The following is a 25,303-nucleotide window of genomic DNA, read 5'->3' as shown; positions in this document are numbered from 1 at the left end:
CTGGTCCGGCTTGCCTTTCCCCGGCGCCAGAGCCCAGGTGGCCCGGCGGCCACTCGTCACGAGCAGTGGTTGAGCGACGGCTCGGCACCAGCCGTGGGAACAATTCGCACTGTTTGGGGATAGCCAATGAATATCGGGTCCCTGTTAAGCAAGGCCGCCCGCACCTTCCCACGCCGGACGGCGCTGGTGCACGGCGGCAAAAAGGCAACCTTTGCCCAGTTCAACCAAAGGGCCAACCGCCTGGCCAATGCGCTTTTGGGCCTGGGGGTGCGCCCCGGCGACAACGTGGCCTTGCTGCAATACAACTACCCCCAAACCCTCGAGGCCATGTTCGCCTGTTTCAAGGCCGGCTGCGGCGCGGTGCCCATTAACTTCCGCCTGCATCCCAAGGAGTGCGCCTTCATCATCGACCACTCCCAGGCTCGCGCCGTGCTGCTTTCGCCGGAATTCAACCAGCCGATAATGGACGTGCGCCGGGAAGTCCCTGACGTGGAGCATTTCATCACCCTGGAGGGGGGCGCGGGTGAGCTGAGAGATTACGAAGAGCTTCTGGCCGCCGCTTCGCCGGAACGCGAAGACGCCCTGGTGGACCCTGATCAGTTGGCCTGGCTCTTCTACACCTCGGGCACCACGGGCCAGCCCAAGGGAGCCGCCCTGACCCACCGCAACCTGCTGGCCATGATCATGAACTTCTACGCGGACATGTCGCCCCTGGGGCCGGAGGACGCGGTGCTGCACGCCGCGCCCTTGTCGCACGGCAGCGGCATGTACGCGCTGCCCAATATCGCCAAGGGAGCGGCCAACGTCATTTTGGAGAGCAAGACCTTCAACCCGGAGCTGGTCTTCCGCACCATCGAACGGGAACGCATCACCAACATGTTCGCGGCGCCCACCATGGTCAAGCGCATGGTGGAGAGCCCCGCCGCCGCCAAATGCGATCACAGCTCCATGACCTGCCTCAACTACGGCGGCGCGCCCATGTACGTGGCGGACCTGCAAAAGGCCATCGAGGTCATGGGCCCCTGTTTGGTGCAGCTCTACGGCCAGGGCGAAGCGCCCATGACCATCACCTACCTGCCCAAGCGGGACCACTGCGCTCAGGGAAGCGAGGAGCAACTGCGCCGCCTGGCCTCGGCGGGCATCGCCCGCACCAACGTGGAGGTGGCCGTGGTGGACCAGAACGACCGGCCCCTGCCCCCGGGAGAGCCCGGGGAGATCGTCACCCGATCGGATCTGGTCATGAAGGGCTATTGGCGCAACCCCAGGGCCACGGCCGAGACCCTGCGCAACGGCTGGCTGCATACCGGGGACGTGGGCTCCCTGGACGAAAACGGCTACCTGTTCATACTGGACCGCTCCAAGGACATGATCATCAGCGGGGGCGAGAACATCTATCCCCGCGAGGTGGAAGAGGTGCTGCTGCGCCACCCTTGCGTGCGGGAGGCGGCGGTCATCGGAGTGCCCGATCCCCAGTGGGGCGAGGCCATGAAGGCAGTCGTGGCCTTGTTCCCCGGCCGGCAGGCCAGCCAAGAGGAGCTGATCGCCTTTTGCAAGGACAACATTGCCTCCTACAAGAAGCCCAAGTCCGTGGACTTCGTGGATGACATTCCTAAAAACAACTACGGCAAGATCCTCAAGCGGGAGCTGCGCGCCAAGTACTGGGACGGGCGCGGCCGCCATGTCTGACAAAAGGATAGAGAGTATGCCCAAAAAACCTGGATTGGCGCGGCAGGTGGCCATGGTGGGGGCCGGCATGTCCCGCTTCGGGGCGTTTCCCGAAAAGGACAGCAAGGATCTGTTCGTGGAGGCATTCGGGTCCATGCTGGCCTCGGTGGACAAGCCTTTCGACCCCGACGCCATCCAGGCCCTCTACCTGGGCAACTTCAGCAACGACTTCTTTGTGCACCAGGCTCATTGGGGGCCCATAATTGCGGACGCGGTGGGGCTGGTCCCCAAGCCGGCCACCCGCACCGAGGGGGCCTGCGCCAGCAGCGCCCTGGCCTTCCGCGAAGGCGTTCTGGCCATAGCCGCCGGGCTCTATGATTTGGTGCTGGTGGGGGGGGTGGAGGTCATGTCTCGGCGGAGCACCGAAGAGGTGGCCGAAGGGCTGGCCTTGGCCACCATGCCCTGCGAGGGGCAGGTCGGCTTCACCTTCCCCGGCGTGTTCGGGGTCACCGCCTCGGCCTATTTTCATAAATTCGGAGCCACGCGCTCCCACTTGATGGATGTGACCATCAAGAGCCATAAAAACGGCAAGCTCAATCCCAAGGCCCAGTACCGCGACACCATCGCCGACATCATGGGGAAAAAGCGCGAAAAGGCCCAGGCCACCGGCGTGCCGCAGCCGGAATGGGCCGATGAAAAGGCCTTTCTGGGCGATCCCCGCGCCAACCCCATGGTGGCTTGGCCTCTGCACCTTTTTGATTGCTGCCCGATCAGCGATGGAGCCTCCTGCGTGCTCTTGGCCTCGGCCGACATGGCCAAAAAGTTCTCCGACCACCCCTTGCTGGTGGCGGGCTTGGGCCAGGGAAGCGGGCACGGCCTGAACGCCAAAAAGGACCTGGCCTCTTTCGAGGCCACCCGGGCCGCGGCGGCGGAGGCCTATGCCATGTCCCGCCTGGAGCCCAAGGATATCCAGCTATGCGAGGTCCACGACTGCTTTTCCATCGCGGAGCTCATCCATCTGGAGGACCTGGGGTTTTTCCCGCCGGGACACGGCTGCCGAGCCACGGCCGAGGGCCGGACCAGCCTACGGGGAGACATGCCCATCAACACCTCCGGCGGACTCAAGTGCAAGGGGCACCCGGTGGGAGCCACCGGCGTTTCCCAGATGGTGGAGATTTGGCAGCAGCTGCGCGGCGAGGCGGGCCCCCGCCAAGTGCCCATCCCGGATCTGAGGGTGGGGGCGACGCACAACCTGGGGGGCACCGGCGGCACCTGCACCTTCACCATTTTTGAGAGGATGTAGAGCATGGCCGAGATGCCTTTCAGCGAAGTCTCGTTTCAAAAATATCTCGACCAGGGCCGCTTGATGGGCTGCCGCTGCAAAGGCTGCCGTACGCTTAGCATCCCGCCCCGGCCCATGTGCCCGGCCTGCCGGCTGTCTGACATGGAGTGGGAGCCCATGTCCGGCAAGGGACGCTTGCAGGCCTTCACGGCCATCACCGTGCCGCCTCCCTCCCTGAAGCGGGAAGGCTTCGGGCGGGGCAACCCCTATGCGGTGGGCGTGGTGGAGCTGGAGGAGGGCCCCCGGGTGGTCGCCCGCTTGCTCGGGCTGGATCTTGAGAAACCCGATCTGGCGGCCCTGGGCCGGCCCATGGAGGTGGTTTTCATCGAGGCGAACCCGCAAGGCGCCGGGTCAACCGTGTTGGGCTTTCAGGCTTTGGAGTGAAATGCCGGCTTCGGGTCCCCGCACCCCATAGCGGCCTGCTCAATCCCCGGCAACGAGGCCAAATCCAACGCCCTTGATGGCGTTGATGGGGAAAACCCGGATGCCCGCCAGGGCGCGGCGGGGGCGTGCATCTAGTCGCTTCCTTCCAAGAGGGTGGTGATGCGCTCGCACAGAGCCATGAACTCCGGCGAGGCCTTGTCGCGGGGGCGGGGCAGGCCGCAGTTGAGCTCGGCCTTGATGTGCCCCGGCGGGCCCTGCATCACCACCACCCGGTCGGCCAAGAGCACCGCCTCGGGTATGTCGTGGGTCACGAAGACGATGGTCTTGCGGTCCGCCTTCCAGATGCGCACCAGCTCCTGCTGCAACACGCCCCGGGTCTGGGCGTCCAGGGCGCCGAAGGGCTCGTCCATGAGCAGCACCTTGGGCTCGGTGGCCAGGGCCCGGGCCACGGCCACCCGCTGCTGCATCCCGCCGGAAAGCTCGGTGGGGTGGGCCCCCGCCTGGTCGGCCAGGCCCACCAAGGCCAGGTACTTGAGAGCCGCCTGCTCCCGCCGGGCCTTGGGCACCCCTTGTATCTCCAGGCCAAAGGCCACGTTGGCCAAAACGGTGCGCCAGGGGAACAGGGTGTAGCGCTGGAAGACCACGCAGCGCTCGGCCGCCGGTCCCGCCACCCGCTCCCCGTTCAGGCGAATGTCGCCTTGCCCCGCCTTTTCCAGGCCCGCGATGAGGCGCAGGGTGGTGGTCTTGCCGCAGCCGGAGCGGCCCACCAGGCAGACAAACTCGCCTTCGTCTATTTGCAGTGATACGTCTTGCACCGCCTGGATGGGCTCGCCGTTGGCGTTGTGAAAGCGCTTGCTTACGTTTTCTAGCTTAAGCATGGCCTAACCCAAGGCTCCCCAGTAGAGGCGGGACTCCAGCTTGCGGAAGCCGCGGTCCATGATGAATCCGATCAGGCCGATGGCGGCCATGCCTGCCACGATGATGTCCGCGCGCATCAGCTCGTAGGCGTACCAGATGAGGTAGCCCAGCCCCGAGCTGGAGCCGGGCATCATCTCCGCCGCCACCAGGCACATCCAGCCGATGCCCAGGCTGATGCGCAGGCCGGTGACGATCAGCGGCAGGCTGGCCGGAATGATCACCTTGATCAACAGGGGCACTCCCCGCGCCCCCAGGGTGCGGGCCGACTCGATGTACTCGGTGGGGATGCCGCGCACTCCCTGGATGGTGTTGAGCAGGATGGGGAAAAAGGCTCCGATAAAGATGATCACCAAGGTGGAAAACTGGATGCCCGACCAGATAGGGCTTAGCGCCAGAAAGGGCATCCAGTCCGACAGGCCCCGGATGCCCAGCCAGGCCAGCACCAAGGGCACCCAGGCCAGGGGAGGGATGGGCCGGAGCATCTCCACCGTGGAGTCCATGAAGCGGTTGAAGGGCTTGAAAAAGCCCATGGCCAGGCCCAGGGGCACGGCGGTGACCACGGCGGCCAAAAAGCCCAGCACCACCCGGATCAGGCTGATGGCCATGTTGTCCAGCAGGCTGCCGGTGTTGAGTATGTTTACCGTGGGGCTGAACAACACCGTGGCCACGGCGTCGAGCCGGGGCAGCACGGTGGGCTTGTCCAGCCACATCGCCATCGCCTGCCACCCCCCGGCCAGGAGCAGGGGCAGCAGCAGGCGATAGGCGTTGCGGCGCAGGAATTTTTTCATGTGGCTCTAGGAAATCCGACCCGCCGCCTTGAGCTCCTGGCGAACCTGGTTCATGGCCGTGAAGTCAAAGGCCTTGTTGGCCAGGGCATCGCCCTGGGCGCCTTTGAGCTTGCCGTTGAACATCTTCATGCTGTCCATGGTCTGGGCGTAGAGGTCCACGCTGCGCTGCCAATGCTTGGTGGGATCGGTGGTGTAGGTGAGGGTCTCCATGGCCACCGTTTCCACCGACACCGGCACCCCCAGCCAGGCGGAGCAGGCCTTGGCGGTGACTTCCTTGTGCTTCTGGCACAGGTCGCTGCCCAGGGCCATGAGGGTGAGCATTTTCTGAGCCAGCTGGGCCTGGTTCTTCATGAAGGGCCCGGTGGCCTCCAGGCTGCAGCAGGCATGGCCATACCAACGTTGGTTGGGCGGCACGTCTTGCAGGTCGAGGATCATGCGGCCCACGCCCCGGTCGATGGTCACCGCCGGGAAGGGCTGGGCCCCGATGATGGCCTGGGTGATGTTGTTGCTCAGCGCGGCCACCAGGTTGCCGTGGCCCTTCATGTTGACGAACAGCACGTCGGCCTTCCGGTCGGCGGCGTTCTCGGTGTAGCTCACGCCCTCATATTCCAAAGCGGAGCGGAAGATGATGGCGGCTACGGTTTGGGGGCCGGGGAAGCCGATCTTGAATTGGCGGCCCTGGCCCTTGACGTAGCTCACGAAGGAGGCCCAGTCGTTGATTTCCAGCTTCTTGTCCACCACGAAGACGTTGCCCGCGGTCTGCAATGGCGAGACGATGCGGCTGTCCACGCCGCGGTCCACGGTCATCAGGATGGCCTGGGTGCCGCTGATGGCGATGTCCACGCTACCCTGGGCCACCAGCCTCTCCACGTCCGGGCCCTTCTTGGTGGGGATGAGCTGCACCCGGGCCAGGCGGCCGCCCTTGTCGCTGAGTTCGTAGAGCTTGCCCTGGTTCAGGGGCTTTAGCCACAGGCCGTAGTCCTGCTGGAAGCGCTCGCCCTCGCTGGCGGCCACGATCAGGGGGGCGTGGTGGTCCGAGAGGATATAGGCCATGCGCACCATGGGCACGGCGGAAAAGGCCTTGCGGGGGCTCATGAGGCCGGTGCCCACGGCGGCGGCGCCCAGGGTGGCGGCGCCGGTGGTCTTCATGAAATCGCGGCGGGTGATCTTCTTCATGGTGTCGTCTCCGGAAATTCAGGTTGCGGGAGTTATTTTAGGAAAGCATTTCCAGGAAGGCCTCCACGCGGGTGCGCAGGGTCTCCAGGTCGCTTTCGCCGTAATCGGTGGTCAGGCGGGTCACCGGCAGGGAGAGGCGCTCCTCCAGGTGGCGGCCCAGGGGATTGGATTCGATGATGTAGGTGTGGCAGGCGTGCCAGCTCAGGTCCACCACGCCGTCCGCTCCGAACAGGGGAACCAACTCCTCCAAGAGCGCGTAGCGCCCCTGGTTGGGGGTCATGCAGGAGCAGGGTAGGGTCAAATAGCGCCGGGCCAAGGCCTCCAGGGGGTCGGCGGCGGTCTCGTCCACCTGGGTCCAGGCGCTCTTGAGGCCGGTGCAGTTCTCCATGGCGATCACCACGCCGCCGGACTCCTCGATGAGCTTGAGCACCTTGTCCGAGCCCTTGCCGATGGGCGTGCCGGTCAAGAGCACCCGGGGCGGCCGGGGGCCGTCGCCCAGGCCGGCGGTGTTGTAGGCCTCCACCGCTTCGATGAGCGCCTCCAGGCGCGCGGCGTAGTCGGCCAGGTCGGGCCAGAAGTTCTTGCTCTCCAGGATGGGCAGCATGGCCGCGCCGCTGATGGCCGGGCGGTTCGAGGCGGCGTTGACCCGGTGCAGCTCCACCAACAGCCGCCGCGCCCGGTTTTGTAGCGCTATCTCCGCGCGCAGGGCCTCGGGGGTTATCTCCTGGCCGGTCAGCTCCTGCAAAAAATCCGTGAGCCGGTCGATCTCCGCCCGCCAATAGGCCAGGGCGTGAGGCAGCCCGGCGGTGTGGGGCAGGTGCATCAGATGCACCGGCCGGAGCTTTTCCATGGCCTCGTACATCTTCTTCTTGCCGTCGCAGGTGGTCTCGCCCAAGACCACGTCCGAGGCGGCGAAAAAGGGGCAAGTATTGGTAAGGGCGTAGCCGTAGGAGGATTTGACCAAGGGGCACAGGTTGGCGGGCAGCTCGGCCTCGGCCGCGGCGATGGGCTCCTGGCGCTTGCCGCACAGGCCCACAGGCAGGGCCCCGGCCGCCCGGATCAGCTCCAAGGGGGCGAAGATGCAGTACACCCCCGCCACCTTGACGCCCGCCTCCTTGGCTTCTTCCAGGCGGGCCAAGCTCTGCTCGGGCAGGGCGGCGAAACCGTCCAGCAGGCGATTTATCTCCTTGGATGCGTCCATGGGCCGCCCCATCCCTTGCCTGGCTGCCGACGGCTGTGCGCCGGCGCCAAATTGAATTTAATGTGATCGCTGATCGCCGGGAGGGGCCGGCGAGGCGGGACTCGCCCCTGCCCTGGAGCAACCGTGAACACAGGGTCAGCCCGAAGGCCCGAGGGCTAACTACCTTAAATTACTTATCGGAAATAGACGGGCAGTCAAATAGGTTGTTCCGATGGCGCTGCGCCCATGTGGATAGCTCCATCGATACCATATTAATCATGCGGACAGTGTGCGCCCCGGTGCGGAGCCTGGAGCGGCTTGAAGCCTAGGCCATGGTTCCGGCCGAACGGGCGCGTCGGCCGTCAACCAGAAGTAAGGCCAGGAAGGGCCCCCTGCCGGGCGCGGTAAGGCGGGAGCCGGGGGCCGCCCCAAGGCCCGAAAACGGGCGAAATGCAGGCTCGCGTTACTCCATTCTGGACGGCTCGGCGCCGGACAAGGTATATTGGGGCCCCTTTATGGCACAACTGAGCGATACAGCGGCATGAAGACAGCAAAAGCCACCCGCCAGGGAAGCCCCCCGGCCGACCCACCCCGCAACACTATCCATGACCATTGTCCGGTCTGAATTGAGGAATTGCCCCATGACTGAAAAAAAATTCAAGCTCACTTACGGCACCATGTTCAACCCGCCCCAGGAGTTGCACGACGGTTTCGACAAGTCCTTGGAAAAGGTCAAGGCGGGCCTGGGGCAGGAGTACGGCCTGTTGATCGGGGGCCGCGAGGTCTATTGCGACAAAAAGATCACCGAGACCTCGCCCAGCAACACCGGTCTGGAGCTGGCCGTGTTCCAGTCGGGCGGCCAAGCCGAGGCCCAGGCGGCCCTGGAGGCGGCCAAGAAGGCGTCCGGCCCCTGGGCGGCCATGCCCTGGCAGGAGCGCGTGGCCCTGGTGCGCAAGGCGGCCGACCTGATCGACCAGCGCACCTTCGAAATGAGCGCGGCCATGACCATGAGCGTGGGCAAGAACCGCATGGAGTGCCTGGGCGAGGTCACCGAGACCGCGGACCTGGTGCGCTACTCCTGCGACCAGATGGAGGCCAACGGCGGCTACATCAAGCCCCTGGGCTCGGACCCCTTCCCGGACCTGGTGGCCAAGAACATGTCGGTGCTCAAGCCCTACGGGGTGTGGCTGGTCATCGTGCCCTTCAACTTCCCCCAGGCGCTCAGCGGCGGCCCGGCCGGGGCGGCGCTGGTGGCGGGCAACACCGTGGTGATCAAGGCCTCTTCGGACACCCCCTGGACGGTGCGCCTGCTGGTGGACTGCTTCCGCGACGCCGGGCTGCCCGAGGGGGTGGTCAACTTCGTCACCGGCTCCGGCGGGGCCATCGGCGACTATTTGGTGGACTCGCCCCTGGTGGACGGTATCACCTTCACCGGCTCCTTCGGGGTGGGCATGAGCATCAAAAAGCGCGCTCTGAACTTCGACTACGTGCGGCCGGTGATTCTGGAGATGGGCGGCAAGAACCCCACCGTCGTCTCCAGCAAGGCCGACCTGGACCTGGCCGCCCTGGGGGTGATGCGCTCGGCCTTCGGCGCGCAAGGACAAAAGTGCTCGGCCGGCTCTCGGGTCTACGTCGAGGCCGGGGCCTACGACGAGTTCATGGCCAAGTTCCAGGCGCTGACCCAGAAGATCGTGGCGGGAGACCCCTCCCGGGCCGATGTGTACCTGGGCCCGGTGATCAACCAAAAGGCCTATGAGAGCTACCAGGGCTTTGCCGATGAGCTCAAGCAAGCCGGCGAGCTGCTCTGCGGCGGAGAGGCGCTCACCCAGGGCGATCTGGCCAAGGGCTATTTCTGCGCGCCCACCATCGCGGCCAAGGTGCCCCTGGACCACCGCCTGTGGAAGCACGAGATGTTCGTGCCCATCACCATGGTGCACGCGGTGGCCGACCTGGAAGAGGGCATGGCCCTGGCCAACGACACCGCCTACGGCCTCACCGCTGGTTTCTACGGCGCGCCCGAGGAGGTGCCCTGGTTCTTCCAGAACATCAACGGCGGCGTGACCTATGCCAACCGGCCCACCGGGGCCACCACCGGGGCCTGGCCCGGCTACCAGCCCTTTGGCGGCTGGAAGGGCTCCGGCTCTTCGGGTAAGAACGCGGGCGGCTACTACTACGTGCCCCTGTACATGCGCGAGCAGATCCAAGCCTGGATAGAACCGCAAGCCTAGCGGCAGCTCCAAGCGCCGAGAGCCGTCCGTGCTCCCGCTTTTTTCCGGCCGCCCGGTCCCTGGCCATTCGCCAGGGCGGGGCGGCCGCTTTCTTGGGGGGCGCTCCGGGGCGGCCAAATTTGGGCTTGACTTTGCTTCCCCCGATTTCCTAGATTAATGAACGTTCATTAACCGACAGCGATTGGCGGATTACTTGGGGGTGTATGGATTCGGCTTCCGCCGCGCTTGTCTCGCCGCCTCGAGTCCCACGCAAAGGGATGGTCTATGAGAAACAGTCCACCTGCCCGGCTCAGCCCGCCCGAGGGCGCGCCGGTATGCGGGCGGGCGGCGGCGCATTTCGATTCTGGGGGCAGATGATTGCATGGCTGACAGCAAGATCAAAAAGAAGCAAATGATGGACAAGGCCCGGGTGCTTTTCACCCGCCTGGGCTATTCCGGGGCCAGCATGAAAAACCTGGCCGAGGCCTTCGGCTGCAAGCCCGCCAACATCTACAATTATTTCGCCAGCAAGGAAGACCTGCTCTTCGAGGTGCTGCACGAGGAGATGGAGCAGATCGTCGACCCGGTGGCCCATCTGGAGTTCGAACCCATCGACGACCCCCTGGAGCAGCTCCTTTTCTTCATGCAGAACCATGCCCGGGTCACCCTGGGCTACCGCCGCAGCGCCAAGATGCTCTTCGACACCGAGCTGGGCCATTTGTCCCCGGCCAAACGCAAGATCATCGTGGACCAACGCCGGCAATACGACCGCATCCTGGTCCGCATAATCCAGGCGGGCGCGGACAAGGGCATCTTCCAGACGGCCAACGCCAAGCTGGCCGCCTACGGCATCGCCTCCATGGTTGCCCGTAGCCGCGTTTGGTATTCGCCCCGGGGCGGCTTGAACCCCGACCAGGTGGGCGAGTTCTTCTTTCACTTCGTGGTCAACGGCCTGCGGGGAGGCGACCTCTAGGATAGGCACCGGATTAAGTCAGCATAGGGAGAACGGGAAGTTGGACAAAATTTGGATGAAAAATTGGCCCGAGGGCATACCGGTTGAGTTGAGCTATCCTCAAGGCAACAAGCCCATCTGCGAACACCTGCGCATCCACGCCGCCGAGAACCCCTCGCGGGTGGCCATCAACTTCTACGGCCGCGAGATCAGCTACGCGGAGCTGGACCAGCTCACCAACCGCTTCGCGTCGTACCTGGAAGGGCAGGGCGCCAAAAAGGGCGACCGCATCGCCCTGTACATGCAGAACTGCCCCCAGTACGTCATCTGCCAGCTCGGGGCCCACAAGGCCGGGCTCATCGTGGTGCCCTGCGGCCCCATGTTCAAGGCATGGGAACTGGAAGAGGAGCTGACCCAGACCGGCACCAAGATCATCGTGTGCCAGGACGAGCTGTTCCCCAACGTGGACGAGGCCAATCCCAAGTGCGCCTTTGACCGGATCATCGTCACCGGCTTCGCGGACTACCTGCCCACCGAGCCGGCCTATCCCCTGCACGAGTCCATGACCGCGCCCCGGCTGGCCTGCGCCGGCGCGGTGGAGCTCCTGGACGCCCTGGCCGAGGGCCAGGCGGACTACGCCTCCCCGGAGATCACCCTGGACGACGTGTGCCTGTTGCAGTTCACCAGCGGCACCACCGGCCTGCCCAAGGGGGCCATGCTCTCCCACGGCAACCAGCTGTACAAATCCGCCGCCCAGGCCCAGATGTACCAGTACCAGGCCGACGACGTGATGCTCACCGCCATGCCCATCTACCACATCGCGGGCATGCTCTGGGGGCTCACCACCCCGGTGCTGGCCGGCTGCACCATGGTCATCATGTCGCGCTTCGACCCGGCGGCCATGGCCGCGGCCATCAACAACCTCAAGGTCACCAAGCTCTACGGCACGGTGTCCATGAACACCGAGATGATGGCCCTGCCCAACATCGCCGACTACGACCTGAGCTCGGTGCGCATCAACCCGGCCACCAGCTTCGGCATCTTCCTCACCGAAGAGGTGGCCCGGCAATGGGGCGAGATCACCAAGGGCGGGGTGATCGTGGAGGCGGCCTACGGCCTCAGCGAGACCCACACCGGCGACACCTTCAGCCCCCTGGACAAGCCGCGCTTCGGCTCGGTGGGCATCCCCCACACCGGCACGGACCTCAAGATCATGGATTTCGACGACCCGGAGCGCGAGCTGGGTCCGGGCGAGGTGGGCGAGATCACGGTCAAGAGCCCGGCGGTGTTCAAGGGCTACTGGGGCCGCGAGGAGGCCACCGCCGAGGTGCTGCGCGACGGCCGCCTCTACACCGGCGACATGGGCCGCTTCGACGAGGACGGCTACGTGTACTTCCAAGGCCGCAAGAAGGAAATGATCAAGGCCTCGGGCTACGCCATCGCTCCGGAGGAGGTGGAGGGCTTCATGATGCGCCACCCCGCGGTGAACCAGGCAGCCTGCATTCCCGTCCCCGACCCCAAGCGCGGCGAGTCGGTGAAGGCCTTCATCGTGCTGGCCTCGGAGTACAAGGGCAAGATAAGCGAGCAGGAGCTCATCGACTGGGCCAAGGACAAGATGGCCGCCTACAAGTACCCCCGGGTCATCGAGTTCCGGGACGAGCTTCCCAAGGGCACCACCGGCAAGCTGCTCCGGCGCATCCTGCGGGAGGCGGAGGAGGCCAAGGCCTAGGGCGGCGCGTATGCGGTTCGCGCCGTTCGGGGAAACACAACCACGCCTAGTAATCAGGGCCCGGCCCATGGCTCGGCCCCGCTGATCATAATGACGATCTAACAGGAGGGACAAATGGCCAAGAAGGACAAAAATAGCTCTTTGATGGGCGGCAGCATCGACCGCCGCGGATTTTTTAAGAAATCCGGCCTCATCACCGCCGGCACCGTGGGGGCCACCTTGTTCAGCCCCCTGGGCACGCCTTTCATCCACGCCAAGACCAAGGAGCCCATCAAGGTCGGGTTCTGCGAGGTGCTCAGCGGCCTGTTCGCGGGCATCGGCACCGCCGAGCAGAAGGGCGCCATGCTGGCCGAGAAGCACATCAACGCCAACGGCGGCATCATGGGCCGCCCGCTCAAGGTGATCTACGAGGACACCCAGTGCAAGGCCCAGGACGCGGCCCGCGTGGCCAAGCGCCTCATCCTGGAAGAGGGCATCGTGGCCCTGCACGGCGAGACCTGCACCAGCGTGACCAAGGTGCTCTCCCAGGTGGCCAGGAAGTACGGCATCCTGCACTGGGACTACGAGGTGGACGGCACTTCGGCCTACAAGGAGATGCACGAGCTGGACTTCCGCCTGGGCGACGACGGCCCCACCCAGATGCGCGGCGTGGTGCGCCTGGCCGAGCGCAAGTATCCCAATTTCAAGAAGTGGGCCGTCCTGGTGCCCGACTACGCCTGGGGCCATGACTGCCTCAAGGACTTCCAGTACGCCCTGGCCAACTCCAAGCTCAAGGGCGGCGAGGTGAAGCCCTTCCTGCACAAGTTCGGCGAGGCCGACTTCTCCGGCATCATCCAGCAGATCTCCGACTACCAGCCCGACGGCCTGGTCACCATCTCCTGGGCCGGCGACATGGTCACCTTCCTGCGCCAGCAGAAGCCCTACAAGCTCTATGAGAAGACCGTGGGCTTCCACTACGGCAACTCGGTGGGCATCTGCAAGGCCATGGGCGACCAGATGGAGCCCCTGTGGAGCGGCATGGACCAGGGCCATCCCTCCCTGCCTCCGGGTAAGAAGTTCAACGAGCTCTACGTCAAGGCCTACGGCGAGTGGGTGAGCGAGGACACGGCGGCCTGTTACTACGACTCCCTGATGATCCTCAAGAAGGCCATCGAGAAGGCCAAGAGCACCAAGCCCATGGACATGGCCAAGGCCATGGAGGGCCTGGAGTACTCGGGCTACGCCGGTTGGCTCAAGATCCGCGAGATGTCGCATCTGCCCATCAAGAAGGCCTACCACATGGGCTACATGGGCCCGGTGCCCAAGGCTCCCTACTGGCTGGCCACCGAGATCGTGACCATCCCCTACGGCGAGGTCATGGTCACCGACGGCGAGGCCAAGGATCTCTACGGCATGCCCATTCCCTTCAAGTCCTGATTTCTCAGGCAGCCTCCGGCGCCCGGCTTCGGCCGGGCGCCGGCGACCCCTGACTCAACACCTGGGAGCGACCGATGGCCTATGTCATCAACGGCCTGACTTTCGCGATGATGCTTTTCGTATTGTCGGCGGGCTTGAACATCATTTTAGGATTCTTGGGCGTGCTCAACTTCGCGCACGGGGCCCTGTTCATCCTGGGGGCCTACGTGACCTACTCGGTGGCCCAGGGCCTGGGCGACTTCTGGCTCGGCCTGCTGATCGCGCCGCTGGTGGTGGGGCTGTTCGGCATGGTCATCGAGTTCGTATTCCTGCGCCCCCTGTACAAGCGGCATCATGTTTACACGATTCTTCTCACCTTCGGCCTCATCCTGGTCATTTACGACATTATCAAAATAATCTGGGGCTCCGACGTCAAGACCGTGGTGACGCCGCCTCTGCTCCAGGGAAGCATCAGCCTGTTCGGCGAGATCATCCCCATCACCTCCTTATTCATAATCCTGGTGGGTTTGCTAACCGCGGGGGGGCTGTGGTTCCTGTTCAAGAAGACGACCTTCGGGAAAATTTTGACCGCCATCTCCCTGGACCGCCAAATCTCCGAGGCCCTTGGCTTCAACGTAGCCCGGCGCGGCACCCTGGCCTTCGGCCTGGGGGCGCTTTTGGCCGGGCTGGCCGGGGTCTTGGGCTCGCTCAAGCTCTCCATCGCCGCGGGAGTGGATGCGGAGTTTCTGATCTACAGCTTCGCCATCGTGGTCATCGGTGGGGTGGGCAGCTTCCGGGGCACTCTCTTGGCCTCGCTGATCGTGGGCGAGATGAGCGTCCTGGGCGGGGTGTTCTTGCCCGAGCTGTCCATGAGCCTGATCTTCGTGCTCCTGGTGGTGTTCCTCACCCTCTACCCCCGGGGCATGTTCGGCCGCGAGATAGAGACCATGCACGTGCCGGTGGTGCCCTACCTGGGCACGGTGGCCAGCGCCTTCAAAAAACTATCAGCCACCCAGCTATCTCTTTTCAGCTCCCTGGTGGTAGTGGCCCTGCTGGCCTTCGCGCCTCTGGCCCTGCCCAAGTACTGGACCTATCTCCTGGCCGAGATCATGATCTTCGCCCTGTTCTCCATCAGCTTTAACGTGCTCTTCGGCTTCACGGGCATGCTCTCCTTCGGCCAGGCCTCCATCTTCGGGGCCGGGGCCTACGCCATCGCCCTGATGCTCATCCACGTGACCACCAACTGGTGGCTGGCCTTCGCGGCTGCCCTGGCCATCTCCACCGGAGTGGCGGTGGTCATCGGCCTGATGAGCATCCACCGCAGCGAGATATATTTCGGTATGCTCACCATGGCCTTTGCCATGCTCTTCTACAGCATCATTTACAAGTGGAACTCGCTCACCGGCGGGGCGGACGGCCTTTCGGGCATCCCCAGCCCGGTGCTCAAGTTCGGCTTCACCGAGCTGGAGATACTCAGTCCTCTGGCCAACTACTACTTCATCCTGGTGGTGGTGGCCTTGTGCTACTTCATCCTGCGCACCATCATGAACTCGCCCTTCGGACAGGTGCTCCTGGCCATTCGCGAGAACCCCACCCGCACCGAGTTCCTGGGCCTGCCGGTGAAGAAGTACAAGCTCATCGCCTTCATCATCGCGGGGGTGTTCACCGGAGTGGCCGGGTCGCTCTTCGCGCCCTTCGCGGGCACCATCGACGCCCTGGCCTCCCACTGGTCCAAGTCCGGCGAGCCCATTTTCATGAGCCTCATCGGCGGCATCAGCACCCTCATCGGCCCGGGGGTGGGCACCCTGTTCTACTACGTGCTGCACAGCTACATCGTGTCCATCACCGAGTATTGGCAGCTGGTCATGGGCTCCATCCTGATCCTGGTGGTGATGCTCTTCCCCATGGGCATAACCGGCTACGCCAAAAAATTCATCCTGTCCTTCAAGGCCTCCTAGGGCGCGGCAAGGAAGAAAGGCCTGACAGATGGAGATACTGCGCATCGACAACGTGACCATGAGCTTCGGCAAGATGAACGCCTTGCACGAAGTCAATTGCACGGTGGAGCCCCAGGAGCTTTTGGCGGTGATAGGCCCCAACGGCGCGGGCAAGACCACCTTCTTCAACGTGATCACCGGCAAGTACAAGCCCAGCAAGGGGCAGGTGTTCTTCAAGGGCGAACGCATCGACGGGCTCTCCCGGCCGGAGATCATCAACAAGGGCATCGGCCGCTCCTTCCAGGTGGTCAACCTCTTCCCCGACCTCACCGTGGCCGCCAACGTGCGCATCGGGGTGTTGGCCCACCAGAAACAGACCCTGCGCCTGTTCAAGAATGTGGACAAGATGCCCCAGGTGGACCAGGAGGTGGAGCGCATCCTGGGCCTGGTGCACCTGGAGGCCGAGGCCGACGTGGTGGCCACCACCCTTTCCCACGGCGACCAGAAGTGCCTGGAGATGGGCATGGCCCTGACCAACCACCCGGCCTTGCTGCTTCTGGACGAGCCCACCGCAGGCATGGGGCCCGAGGAGACCGCCCAGTCCATCGCGCTGATCAAGGACGTGTGGAAGAAGACCGGCGTGACCATCGTGTTCACCGAGCATGACCTGGACATGGTTTTCAACATATCCACCCGGGTGCTGGTGTTGCAGACCGGCATGGTCATCGCCGATGGCTCGGTGGAGGAGATTCGGGCCAACCCCAAGGTCAAGGAAGCCTATCTGGGAGAAGAGGCATGAACGAGCTCGAAGTCAAGGACATCAACTCCTACTACGGCAAGAGCCACATCCTCTTCGGGGTGTCGCTGGCGGTGGCGCCGGGCCAGGTGGTGGGCCTCATCGGCCGCAACGGCGCCGGCAAGTCCACCACCCTCAAGAGCATCATCGGCCTGGTGCAACCCCGCCAGGGAAGCGTCACCTACCGGGGCCAAAACATCTGCGGCATGCCCAGCCACCGCATCGCCAAATTGGGCGTGGGCTTCGTGCCCGAGGACCGCCGGGTATTTTCGGACCTGACCGTGCTGGACAACCTGGAGATCATGCAGAAGGTGAACCCCAAGTCCGAAGGCGGCTGGACCGTGGAGAAGATATTCGACCTGTTCCCCAAGCTGGCCCAGCTGAAAGACAACCGGGGCATGGACCTGAGCGGCGGGGAGCAGCAGATGGTCACCATCGCCCGCACCCTGATGATCAACCCCTCGGTGCTGCTGTTGGACGAACCCACCGAGGGCCTGGCTCCGCTCATCGTGCGCGAGATCAAGAACCTGATCCAGGAGGTGCGCAAGACCACCACCATCCTCCTGGCCGAGCAGAACCTGCGCTTCGTCCTGGACCTCATCGACTACGGCTACATCATCGACCAGGGCGCGGTGGTGCTGGAAGGCACCGCCCAGGAGCTGGACGCCGACGAACACGCCAAGCAGAAGTACCTGGGGGTCTAGGGCCCGCTTGGCTCATCATCCAGAGGAGACATCCTTGTCCGCCGCATATCAGCATCTGAAAGTGGACCGGCCGGGAGAGGGGATCGTAAAGGTCACCCTGGACCGGGCCGAGAAATACAACGCCCTGAGCCTGGAGGTCCTGGAGGAGCTCTGCGCCTGCCTGGAGGCGCTCGACCTCCAGCCCGAGGTGCGGGTGATCATCATGGACAGCGCCGGGGACAAGGCCTTCATCGCCGGGGCGGACATCGCCCAGATGGCGGGCATGGGTCCCCTGGACTTCCGGGGCTACACCGGCTATCTGCGCCGCCTGGCCAAGGTGATGACCGGCGGCGAGAAGGTATACATCGCCGCAGTCAAGGGCGTGACCTTCGGCGGAGGCAACATCCTGGCCATGAACTGCGACTTCGTTTTCGCCAGCGAAAAGTCGCGCTTTGGCCAGCAGGAGGTGGACTTCGGCATCCTGGGCGGCCTGCCGCGCCTGATCTACCTCATCGGGGCGCGCCGCGCCTGGGACATGGTGGTCACCGGCCGGGTGATCGACGCGGCCGAGGCCGAGCGCATCGGGCTGATCACCCGGGCTCTGCCCGCCGAGGAGGTCGACGCCACGGTCATGGGCTACGCCCAAGAGATCATCAGCCGCTCGGAGATCGCGGTGCGCCTGAGCAAGGCCCTCAAGAAGATGGCCGAGCGGGTGGACCTGGACGCGGCCTATGAATACGAAAACGAACTCATCAGCCTTTGCTTCGACTCGCCGGACACCAAAAAGCGTCTGGCCGCTTTCGTGAAGTAGCGGGCTCTCGAGGCCATCCCATTGGCCATTCTGAAAAAGGAAGCATCATGAGCCAAGACGTGGTTATCGTCAGCGCCTGCCGCACGGCCATCGGCCGCCACGGCGGGGGACTCAAAAGCATGAGCGCCCTGGACCTGAGCATCCCGGTGATGCAGGAGGTGGTGCGCCGGGCGGGGGTGGACCCGGCCCTGATCGAGGACGTTATCTGGGGCTGCAACTACCAGAAGACCTTCCGCGAGAACAACCTGGCCCGGGTGGCGGCGGTAAAGGCCGGCCTGCCGGTGAGCGTGCCGGGCATCACCGTGCACCGCAACTGCACCTCCTCCATGTCCTCCATCCAGCTGGGCTACTACCAGATCAAGGCGGGCGAGGCGGAGGTGATCATGGCCGGCGGGGCCGACAGCATGAGCAACGCCTCCTACACCATCGACAAGCTGCGCTGGGGCTCTCGTCTGGGCCACGCCGAGGTGCGCGACTCCATGTGGGACTCGCTCACCGAGCTGGGGGTGGGGCCGGCCATGGGCATCACCGCCGAGAACCTGGCCGAGCGCTACGGCATCAGCCGCGAGGAGCAGGACCAGCTGGCCTTCACCAGCCAGCAGCGGGCGGCCAAGGCCATAGCCGAGGGCCGCTTCAAGGACGAGATACTGCCCCTGGAGATCAAGCAAAAGAAAAAGAGCGTGGTCTTCGACACTGACGAGCATCCTCGGCCCGACACCACCCTGGAGAGCCTGGCCGGGCTGGGGCCCGCCTTCAAGAAAGACGGCACCGTGACCGCGGGCAACGCTTCGGGCATCAACGACGGGGCGGCCGGGCTCCTGCTTATGTCCCGCGCCAAGGCCCAGGAGCTGGGTGCGCCGATCATGGCCGTCATTCGGGGCACCGCCACCAGCGGGGTGGAGCCCGAGGTCATGGGCATCGGCCCGGTGGAGGCCACTGCCCGCGCCCTGGCCAAGGCGGGGCTGAGCCTGGAGGACATGCAGCTGATCGAGCTCAACGAGGCCTTTGCGGCCCAGTATCTGGCCTGCGAAAAGGCCATGGGCCTCGACCGGGAGATCACCAACGTCAACGGCAGCGGCGTCTCCCTGGGCCATCCGGTGGGCTGCACCGGGGCGCGCATCACCACCACCCTGCTTTACGAGATGGCCAAGCGAGGGTTAAAGTTGGGCCTGGCCGCTCTGTGCGCCGGTGGAGGCATGGGCACGGCCCTGGTGGTGGAACGGGAAACGGCCTAGGGCCGAGGAAAGGGGAGAGCCGTGGCGCTCAAGACCGGAAAACAATATCTGCAATCCATGGAGGAGCTGGGCCTGGAGGCCCACGTCCTGGGCAAGAAGCAGGGCGGCCTGGACCAGCACGGCCTGGTCAAGCCTTCCCAGAAGGCGGTGGCCTTCACCTATGACGCGGCCCACGATCCCGCCACCCAGGAGCTCTTCTGCGTGGAGTCCTCGCTGTGTGGCGACGTGATCAACCGCTTCGCCCATCTGCACCAGAGCCCCCAGGACTTGGTGAACAAGGTGAAGATGCAGCGTCACTGCGGCCTGGGCACGGCCTGCTGCTTCCAGCGCTGCGTGGGCATGGACGCGGCCAACGCCATCTTCAGCACCACCTATGACTGCGACCAGAAGCACGGCACCGACTATCACCAGCGCTTCCGGGCCTACTGGACCTGGATTCAGCAGAACGACCTGGTGGTGGACGGGGCCATGACTGACCCCAAGGGCGACCGGGGCAAGCGGCCCAAGGACCAGCTCGATCCTGATTTGTTCTTGCGCGTAAAGGAGCGGCGTCCCGGCGGCATCGTCATCTCCGGGGCCAAGCTGCACCAGACCGGCATGCTCAACTCGCACGAGATATTGGTGATGCCCACCCTGACCATGCGGCCCGGCGAGGAAGCCTGGGCGGTGTGCTGCGCGGTGCCCACCAACGACCCCAACGTGCGCTACATCTACGGCCGCCAGGCCAGCGACACCCGCAAGCTGGAGGCCGACCTCTTGGACGTGGGCAACAGCTTCGGCGGCCAGGAGGTCATGACCGTCTTCGAGGACGTGTTCGTGCCCGACGAGCGGGTGTTCCTGGACGGCGAGGTGGATTTCTCCGGAATCCTGGTGGAGCGCTTCGCCTCCTACCACCGCCAGTCCTACGGCGGCTGCAAGGTGGGCGTGGGCGACGCGCTCATCGGGGCCACCGCGCTCATCGCCCAGATGAACGGAGTGGCAAAAGCCAGCCACATCAAGGAGAAGATCGTGGAGATGATCCATCTCAACGAGACGATCTACTCCTGTGGCCTGGCCTGCTCCCACGAGGGCCAGGCCACCGCCTCGGGCAACTACCTGGTGAACCTGCTCTTGGCCAACGTGTGCAAGCTCAACGTGACCCGCTTCCCCTATGAGCTGGCCCGCCTGGCCACCGACGTGGCCGGCGGCCTGCTGGGCACCCTGCCTTCGGCCGCGGACCTGAACGACCCGGTGGCCGGGCCCTACATCCAGAAGTATTTGGCCGCTAACCCGGACTACCCGGTGGTGGACCGCATGAAGGTGCTCCGGCTCATCGAGAACCTGGTGGCCGGGGCCGGCGCGGTGGGCTATCTCATCGAGTCCATGCACGGGGCCGGGCCGCCCACCGCCCAGCGCATCATGATCAGCCGCCAGGCCGGTCTGGAAGACAAGGTGCAGAGGGTCAAGGACCTGCTTGAAATAGCCTGAGCCAGGCCGCGAGGCTTAGGCCCGCGTGGAAAATGTCCATGGTCGATCAGCGCCATAGCTACGTGTTCCATCGCAAGCTCAAGGGAGAGCTGCCCCTGTTGCAGCGCTCCCAGGGCTGCCGCATCGTGGACAGCGACGGCAAGTGCTATCTGGACGCCAGCGGCGGAGCGGTGGTGGTGAACCTGGGCCACGCCCGGGAGGAGATCGCCCAGGCGGTGGCCGAGCAGATCCGCCTGGGCTACTACGCCCACCCCACCATGTTCAGCACCAAGCCGGTGGAGGAGCTCTCCGCCGCCCTGGCCGCCCACGCCCCGGCGGGGATCGAGCGCTTTTACTACATGACCACCGGCTCCGAGGCGGTGGAGACGGCGGTGAAGCTGGCCCGCCAGATTCACCTGGTCCATGGCCGCGACAGCCGCCACAAGCTCATCGCGCGCTGGGGCTCTTATCACGGCCTGACCCTGGGCGCCCTGGCCGCCACCGGCCGCCCGGCCGAGCGCGGTCCTTTCGAGCCCATGCTGCCCCAGGCCGCCCACATCCCGCCGCCGTTCTGCCTGCGCTGCGCCTACGGCCTGGAGCATCCCGCCTGCGGGCTGCGCTGCGCCGACGCCCTGGCCGAGACCATCGAGGAACTGGGGCTGGACACGGTGAGCGCCTTCTTGGCCGAGCCGGTGAGCGGGGCCACCCTGGCCGCCGTGGTGCCGCCGGATGGCTATTGGGATCGCATCCAGGAGATATGCCGCCAATATGGTGTGCTCCTCATCGCCGACGAAGTGATGACCGGCATGGGCCGCACCGGGCGCTGGTTCGCCTGCGAGCACTGGGACATCGCCCCGGACCTGGTGACCCTGGGCAAGGGCCTCACCGGCGGGGCGCTGCCCCTGTCGGCGGTGGGCACGCGGACCGAACACTACGAGGCCGTGGTCAAGGGCGGCGGCTTTGTGCACGGCGGCACCTTCTCACACCACCCGGTGGGCGCGTCCGCCGCTCTGGCCGCGGTGGGCATACTGGAGCGCGAAGGCCTGGTGGAGCGGGCGGCGGACATGGGCGCCAGGCTGGGCCAGGCCCTGGGCCAACAACTGGGCGGCCTGCCCCACGTGGCCCAGGTGCGCGGCTTGGGCATGCTCTGGGGCGTGGAGCTGGTGCAAGACCGCGAGACTCTCGAGCCATATCCCCGCAACGAGCGCATGGCCGAGCGCCTGTGGGAGCATCTGTTCCACGACGGAGTCATCGTGTACAAGGCGGTGGGCTTTGCAAAGGGGCAGGGCGACGCCTTTATGGTGGCGCCGCCCTTTGTCATCGACGAGCAGGAGATGGCCCTGCTGTTGGACAAGCTGGGCTCGGCGGTGAAGACGGTCACGGCTCGGACCTGAACACGGCATCCTTTTCAATGCGGCCAAGCCAAGCTCTTGGGGGGCTTGGCTTGGCATTTTTGGTAAGCGCCTGATTTAATCCCGAAAACTCCGTGCAACTGACCCGCAGCCGCCACGCCGGGCGCCGGCCGTGGCGGGGCGGGGCGTTTTTTGCTTGACGCCGCCAGGGGTGCCACTTAAAATGTGATCACATTTAGGATCAAATAAAAGATCACATAATTGTAAGGAAGCTCCATGCCCAACCCACCCACCGTGTCCAAGGACCACCAGGCACTGGTAGGCATCAAGCAATTGCTCTTTGCCCGCAAGCTCTCACCCGGGCAGAAGATCATCTACAGCGACCTGGCCAAGCAGCTCGGCATGAGCAAGACCCCCATCATCAACGCCTTGAACAAGCTGGAAAACGAGGGGCTGGTCATCTACCACGTGAACCGTGGCTACTTCGTGCGGCAGCTCACCATTGAAGAAGTGGTGCAGATGTACGACCTGCGCGACAAGTTGGAGGCCATCGCCATCGACTATGCCGTGAGCAACGGCGACGAAGAGGGGCTGGCCCAGCTTGAGCAGGCGCACCAGGATTACCTGGACTACGCCAACATCGTCTACGACGGAAAGCGCTTCCAACTGGACATTGGCTTCCACCTGGCCATCGCCAAGATGGGCAAGAACGATTTTCTCACCGACATGCTGGTCAACTTCTACGAGACGGCCTGGGTGGGGCTTCAGGTGGCCTATCTCACCCCCCAGATCCCGGGGTTCCGTGATTTCCACCAAGACCTATACGACGCCATCAAGGCCAAGGACGCCCGCAAGGCCAAGAAGATCGCCAAGGAGCACTGGCAGACGGCGTTGAACTGCATTTTGCAAGGTTATGAAGAACCATAGCCGCATTCAAGGATTTTGCCCGGCGCCATGAGACCGGGGGGATTGACGAGCGGCGCACCATCGCAGCAAAGCGAGGAGGAGAAGGAATCATGAGCGGCGCGAAGGACGACCTTACAAAGAAACTGCACGGCATAAGCAGGCGCGACTTCCTGGTCACCTCCGTGGCGGCCGGGACCATCGCCCTGCTGCCCCGCTGGGTGCGGGCCGGTTCGGCCGAGCCCTACCGCATCGGGGTGTGCCTGCCCACCACCGGACCGGGGGCCAACTACTCTGCCCGGCCCATCAAGGGCCTGCCCCTCATTGCCGCCCAGATCAATAAGCGCGGCGGCCTCTTGGGCAAGCATCCCATCGAGCTCTACTTCCGCGACACCCAGACCAAGCCCGACGTGGGCGCCCGCGAGGCCCGTTCGCTGATCCTCAACGAGAAGGTCCAGTGCATCATCGGCACTTGGAGCAGCGCCGTGGCCATGGCCATCCAGGAGATCATCCACGAGCACAAGGTGCTGCACCTGGCCGCCACCAGCAACAGCTCCAAGATCGTCAACGAGAACTACACTCCGTATTCCTTCATGTTCGGCCCCAACAGCCGCATGCAGTCCGGGGCCACCGTGGTGGCCGTGGCCGAGATGATCAAGAAGCGCGGCTGGAACAAGTTCGTCACCCTGGGCCAGGACTACGAGTGGGGCCGCGACTCCCAGCGGGTGTTCGTGAGCGAGCTGGCCAAGGCCGCGCCCGAGGCCAAGCTGATCAAGGCCCTGTGGTGCCGCCTGGGCGAGACCGACTTCAGCTCCTACATCACCGCCATCATGGCCATGAAGCCGGACTTCATGTTCGGGGCCATCGCGGGCAAGGACAACGAGACCTTCCTGCAGCAGGCCAAGGCCATGGGCCTTTTGAAGAAGGTGGCCTATCCCGGCGTGTTCCTGCCGGTCACCGAGCTGATCCAGCAGGCCAAGACCCTGCCGAGGGGCATCATCGGCATCAACCGCTGCCCCTTCTTCGCCAACATGCAGTACCCCATGATGCAGGAGTACATGAAGATCTATCAGGCCAAGTTCGGCAAGGATGACTTCCCCGACGACTTCGCCTGCATGTACTTCGACGCGCTCAACGGCCTGGATCAGGCGGCCGCCAAGGCCGGCTCGGTGAACAACGAGGCCATGCGCAAGGCCCTCACCGGCGCCACCATCGACACCTGCCGGGGCAAGCTGAAGTTCCGCGAGTGCAACAACCAGCTCGACTGCCCCTCCTACGTGGGCGAGGTGGCCAACAGCAAGGAATGGCCCATCCCGGTGTTCGATCCCAAGACCCTGATCGTGGTGCCCGGCGACAAGGTCTGGATGCCCAGCTGCGACGAGGTTCAAAAGGTGCAGAAGAAACGTAGCTGATCCCCAAGGCTCCGGGGGGCGCGCTCTCCCCGGAGCCTTTCCGCCTTGCCCCGCGTGGGGGCGCTCGGAGGGATTCGCACCAGGAGGTTTTTCACATGCCGTTTGACGCCAGCGCCCTGTTGATCCAGCTCTTCAGCGGGCTGTCCCGGGCCATGATGCTTTTCCTGCTCTCGGCCGGGCTGTCGCTCATCTTCGGGGTGATGAACATCCTGAACTTCGCCCATGCCACCCTCTGGCTGCTGGCGGGCTATGTGACCTACTCCTTCTACAGCTTCCTCACCGGGATCGCCGGGCCCTTCGGTCTGCTCCTGGTCCCGGCCATCGTGGCCGCCACGGCGGTGATGTTCGGGGTGGGCTGGATGCTGGAGCGCTTCATCATCCGGCGCATGTACCAGCGCGAGCTGCCCGAGCAGGTGCTGCTCACCTTCGCGCTGATCCTGATCATCAGCGACGTGATCAAGCTGGGGTGGGGGGTGGAGAACCGGCGCATCTTCCTGCCCATCGAGCCCATGGAGATCATGGGCTCCTACGTGAGCCCCTATTTGTTCGTGATCATCATCTCGGGCATGGTGGTGGCGGGCGGGCTGTGGTGGTTTTTGCAACGCACCCGCTACGGCCGCATCGTGCGGGCGGCGGTTTTCAGCCGGGAGATGGTCAGCGCCCTGGGCATCAACATCCCCAACATCTACGCCGGGGTCTTCGGCATGGGCGTGGCCATCGCCGCCTTCTGCGCCGGGCTGTTCCTGGGCATCATGCCCATCGGCCTGGGGGTGGACATGGACATGATCATCCAGTGCTTCGCGGTGGTGGTCATCGGCGGGTTCGGCAGCATCCTGGGCACTTTCGTGGCCTCCATCATCGTGGGGGTGGTCTACGCCTTCTCCATCCTGGTCTGGCCCGACGGCTCCCTGGCCATCATCTTCCTGATCCTGGTGGGGGTGCTCATCTGGCGGCCCTGGGGCCTCTTCGGAACCGAGATGCGTTTCTAGAAA

21 protein-coding genes are annotated in these 25,303 nt (G+C 64.7%); 17 read left to right on the top strand and 4 right to left on the bottom strand.

What is annotated here, in order from left to right:
• The first annotated feature begins 126 nt into the window (after nt 1-126).
• From KQH53_13855 to KQH53_13845, 3 genes are read left to right on the top strand one after another with little or no spacing between them, the layout of a single operon-like run.
• The gene (locus tag KQH53_13855; GenBank protein ID MCB2227759.1) at nt 127-1,686 is read left to right on the top strand and encodes a long-chain fatty acid--CoA ligase; all 1,560 of its coding nucleotides are present in this window, start codon (nt 127-129) and stop codon (nt 1,684-1,686) included.
• Between the two features lie 16 nt (nt 1,687-1,702).
• Nucleotides 1,703-2,968 carry a propanoyl-CoA acyltransferase gene (locus tag KQH53_13850; GenBank protein MCB2227758.1) on the top strand — a complete coding sequence of 422 codons (1,266 nt, stop codon included), beginning with the start codon at nt 1,703-1,705 and terminating at the stop codon, nt 2,966-2,968.
• Between the two features lie 3 nt (nt 2,969-2,971).
• The gene (locus tag KQH53_13845) at nt 2,972-3,391 is read left to right on the top strand and encodes a Zn-ribbon domain-containing OB-fold protein (protein MCB2227757.1); all 420 of its coding nucleotides are present in this window, start codon (nt 2,972-2,974) and stop codon (nt 3,389-3,391) included.
• Between the two features lie 131 nt (nt 3,392-3,522).
• On the opposite strand, the gene KQH53_13840 is transcribed toward KQH53_13845, so the two are convergent.
• The 4 genes from KQH53_13840 to KQH53_13825 are packed head-to-tail and all read right to left on the bottom strand — an operon-like array spanning nt 3,523 to nt 7,474.
• Nucleotides 3,523-4,269 (bottom strand): ABC transporter ATP-binding protein, encoded by a 747-nt coding sequence (locus KQH53_13840; protein ID MCB2227756.1) that lies wholly within the window; start codon nt 4,267-4,269, stop codon nt 3,523-3,525.
• A gap of 3 nt (nt 4,270-4,272) precedes the next feature.
• Entirely contained in the window at nt 4,273-5,097 is an 825-nt protein-coding gene (locus tag KQH53_13835; GenBank protein ID MCB2227755.1) for an ABC transporter permease, read from the bottom strand.
• Between the two features lie 6 nt (nt 5,098-5,103).
• Nucleotides 5,104-6,273: an ABC transporter substrate-binding protein gene (locus tag KQH53_13830; GenBank protein MCB2227754.1), complete on the bottom strand. Its 1,170-nt coding sequence runs from the start codon at nt 6,271-6,273 to the stop codon at nt 5,104-5,106.
• A gap of 37 nt (nt 6,274-6,310) precedes the next feature.
• A complete protein-coding gene (locus tag KQH53_13825; GenBank protein ID MCB2227753.1) occupies nt 6,311-7,474 on the bottom strand; it encodes a 2-hydroxyacyl-CoA dehydratase family protein in 1,164 nt (387 codons plus the stop codon).
• A 620-nt stretch (nt 7,475-8,094) separates the two neighbouring features.
• Here KQH53_13825 and KQH53_13820 point away from each other — a divergent pair.
• From KQH53_13820 to KQH53_13755, 14 genes are all read left to right on the top strand, one after another.
• Entirely contained in the window at nt 8,095-9,681 is a 1,587-nt protein-coding gene (locus KQH53_13820; GenBank protein MCB2227752.1) for an aldehyde dehydrogenase family protein, read from the top strand.
• A gap of 361 nt (nt 9,682-10,042) precedes the next feature.
• A complete protein-coding gene (locus tag KQH53_13815) occupies nt 10,043-10,633 on the top strand; it encodes a TetR/AcrR family transcriptional regulator (GenBank protein MCB2227751.1) in 591 nt (196 codons plus the stop codon).
• A gap of 40 nt (nt 10,634-10,673) precedes the next feature.
• Nucleotides 10,674-12,341: an AMP-binding protein gene (locus tag KQH53_13810; protein MCB2227750.1), complete on the top strand. Its 1,668-nt coding sequence runs from the start codon at nt 10,674-10,676 to the stop codon at nt 12,339-12,341.
• Between the two features lie 114 nt (nt 12,342-12,455).
• Entirely contained in the window at nt 12,456-13,757 is a 1,302-nt protein-coding gene (locus KQH53_13805) for an ABC transporter substrate-binding protein (protein MCB2227749.1), read from the top strand.
• A 74-nt stretch (nt 13,758-13,831) separates the two neighbouring features.
• Complete coding sequence (locus KQH53_13800; GenBank protein ID MCB2227748.1) at nt 13,832-15,694, top strand: ABC transporter permease; 1,863 nt, start codon at nt 13,832-13,834, stop codon at nt 15,692-15,694.
• A 28-nt stretch (nt 15,695-15,722) separates the two neighbouring features.
• The gene (locus KQH53_13795) at nt 15,723-16,472 is read left to right on the top strand and encodes an ABC transporter ATP-binding protein (GenBank protein MCB2227747.1); all 750 of its coding nucleotides are present in this window, start codon (nt 15,723-15,725) and stop codon (nt 16,470-16,472) included.
• A complete protein-coding gene (locus KQH53_13790; GenBank protein MCB2227746.1) occupies nt 16,469-17,173 on the top strand; it encodes an ABC transporter ATP-binding protein in 705 nt (234 codons plus the stop codon). The genes KQH53_13795 and KQH53_13790 overlap by 4 nt, the downstream gene beginning before the upstream one ends.
• A gap of 34 nt (nt 17,174-17,207) precedes the next feature.
• The gene (locus tag KQH53_13785) at nt 17,208-17,963 is read left to right on the top strand and encodes an enoyl-CoA hydratase/isomerase family protein (protein ID MCB2227745.1); all 756 of its coding nucleotides are present in this window, start codon (nt 17,208-17,210) and stop codon (nt 17,961-17,963) included.
• 47 nt (nt 17,964-18,010) lie between these two features.
• Nucleotides 18,011-19,198, top strand: coding sequence for a thiolase family protein (locus KQH53_13780; protein ID MCB2227744.1), 1,188 nt, complete (start codon nt 18,011-18,013; stop codon nt 19,196-19,198).
• Between the two features lie 21 nt (nt 19,199-19,219).
• Nucleotides 19,220-20,665 carry a 4-hydroxybutyryl-CoA dehydratase gene (locus KQH53_13775; protein ID MCB2227743.1) on the top strand — a complete coding sequence of 482 codons (1,446 nt, stop codon included), beginning with the start codon at nt 19,220-19,222 and terminating at the stop codon, nt 20,663-20,665.
• A gap of 38 nt (nt 20,666-20,703) precedes the next feature.
• Nucleotides 20,704-22,038, top strand: coding sequence for an aspartate aminotransferase family protein (locus KQH53_13770; protein ID MCB2227742.1), 1,335 nt, complete (start codon nt 20,704-20,706; stop codon nt 22,036-22,038).
• Between the two features lie 234 nt (nt 22,039-22,272).
• Complete coding sequence (locus KQH53_13765) at nt 22,273-22,923, top strand: GntR family transcriptional regulator (protein MCB2227741.1); 651 nt, start codon at nt 22,273-22,275, stop codon at nt 22,921-22,923.
• 89 nt (nt 22,924-23,012) lie between these two features.
• Nucleotides 23,013-24,311 (top strand): ABC transporter substrate-binding protein, encoded by a 1,299-nt coding sequence (locus KQH53_13760; GenBank protein MCB2227740.1) that lies wholly within the window; start codon nt 23,013-23,015, stop codon nt 24,309-24,311.
• Nucleotides 24,312-24,406: 95 nt separating this feature from the next.
• The gene (locus tag KQH53_13755) at nt 24,407-25,300 is read left to right on the top strand and encodes a branched-chain amino acid ABC transporter permease (protein MCB2227739.1); all 894 of its coding nucleotides are present in this window, start codon (nt 24,407-24,409) and stop codon (nt 25,298-25,300) included.
• Nucleotides 25,301-25,303 lie beyond the last annotated feature (3 nt).

It is taken from the genome of Desulfarculaceae bacterium (assembly GCA_020444545.1).
GTDB lineage: Bacteria > Desulfobacterota > Desulfarculia > Desulfarculales > Desulfarculaceae > Desulfoferula.
The sequence above is the reverse complement of the archived record's forward strand: the minus strand, read 5'-3'. Positions and strand labels throughout refer to the sequence as shown.

Coding starts and splice junctions, on each gene's coding strand:
- KQH53_13855 (MCB2227759.1), top strand. CDS start 127: ATGAATATCGGGTCCCTGTTAAGCAAGGCCGCCCGCACCTTCCCACGC.
- KQH53_13825 (MCB2227753.1), bottom strand. CDS start 7,474: ATGGACGCATCCAAGGAGATAAATCGCCTGCTGGACGGTTTCGCCGCC.
- KQH53_13765 (MCB2227741.1), top strand. CDS start 22,273: ATGCCCAACCCACCCACCGTGTCCAAGGACCACCAGGCACTGGTAGGC.
- KQH53_13820 (MCB2227752.1), top strand. CDS start 8,095: ATGACTGAAAAAAAATTCAAGCTCACTTACGGCACCATGTTCAACCCG.
- KQH53_13780 (MCB2227744.1), top strand. CDS start 18,011: ATGAGCCAAGACGTGGTTATCGTCAGCGCCTGCCGCACGGCCATCGGC.
- KQH53_13760 (MCB2227740.1), top strand. CDS start 23,013: ATGAGCGGCGCGAAGGACGACCTTACAAAGAAACTGCACGGCATAAGC.
- KQH53_13755 (MCB2227739.1), top strand. CDS start 24,407: ATGCCGTTTGACGCCAGCGCCCTGTTGATCCAGCTCTTCAGCGGGCTG.
- KQH53_13800 (MCB2227748.1), top strand. CDS start 13,832: ATGGCCTATGTCATCAACGGCCTGACTTTCGCGATGATGCTTTTCGTA.
- KQH53_13835 (MCB2227755.1), bottom strand. CDS start 5,097: ATGAAAAAATTCCTGCGCCGCAACGCCTATCGCCTGCTGCTGCCCCTG.
- KQH53_13815 (MCB2227751.1), top strand. CDS start 10,043: ATGGCTGACAGCAAGATCAAAAAGAAGCAAATGATGGACAAGGCCCGG.
- KQH53_13830 (MCB2227754.1), bottom strand. CDS start 6,273: ATGAAGAAGATCACCCGCCGCGATTTCATGAAGACCACCGGCGCCGCC.
- KQH53_13790 (MCB2227746.1), top strand. CDS start 16,469: ATGAACGAGCTCGAAGTCAAGGACATCAACTCCTACTACGGCAAGAGC.
- KQH53_13770 (MCB2227742.1), top strand. CDS start 20,704: ATGGTCGATCAGCGCCATAGCTACGTGTTCCATCGCAAGCTCAAGGGA.
- KQH53_13795 (MCB2227747.1), top strand. CDS start 15,723: ATGGAGATACTGCGCATCGACAACGTGACCATGAGCTTCGGCAAGATG.
- KQH53_13845 (MCB2227757.1), top strand. CDS start 2,972: ATGGCCGAGATGCCTTTCAGCGAAGTCTCGTTTCAAAAATATCTCGAC.
- KQH53_13805 (MCB2227749.1), top strand. CDS start 12,456: ATGGCCAAGAAGGACAAAAATAGCTCTTTGATGGGCGGCAGCATCGAC.
- KQH53_13850 (MCB2227758.1), top strand. CDS start 1,703: ATGCCCAAAAAACCTGGATTGGCGCGGCAGGTGGCCATGGTGGGGGCC.
- KQH53_13840 (MCB2227756.1), bottom strand. CDS start 4,269: ATGCTTAAGCTAGAAAACGTAAGCAAGCGCTTTCACAACGCCAACGGC.